At 68.3% G+C, this 416-nt stretch carries 1 protein-coding gene; it reads right to left on the reverse strand.

Translation table 11 applies throughout. The features are described 5' to 3' along the window. Nucleotides 1–416: AI-2E family transporter (locus BIV03_RS18105; protein WP_139202089.1), on the reverse strand; the 416-nt coding region annotated here is incomplete at both ends.

Genomic DNA, 416 nt, shown 5'->3' on the forward strand with positions numbered 1-416 from the left:
CCGCGGCGACGGTGGCGGTCCCGCGGACGTAGCCGCCGAGCGTCTGCACGACCCGGTCACCCACCCGGCGAGCACGGTCGTAGCGAGCACCGGTGAAGGGACGGAGGAGGAACTCCCAGATGGCCGGACCGTCCTTGAGGAAGAAGAACAGCACCACGATCATCAGCACGAGGCCGGTGAGGAAGTTCGCCGTGGCCGATGCCCCCGCGAGCGCGCCGGAGCCGAACTGCGAGCTGGTGACGAAGTCCTGGATGCCCTTCACGGCATCGTCGATCTGCGACTGGTCGATCGAGATCGGCAGCGTCGACGCGAAGTCCTGGAGCTGGTCGAACCCGCTCAGGGCCGACTTCTGCAGGTCGGGCCACTGCGAGATGACGGCCACGACGATGAGCCAGCCGACGAGGCCGAGCACGACG

This window comes from Curtobacterium sp. MCBA15_016 (assembly GCF_001865105.1).
Taxonomy (GTDB): Bacteria; Actinomycetota; Actinomycetes; order Actinomycetales; family Microbacteriaceae; genus Curtobacterium.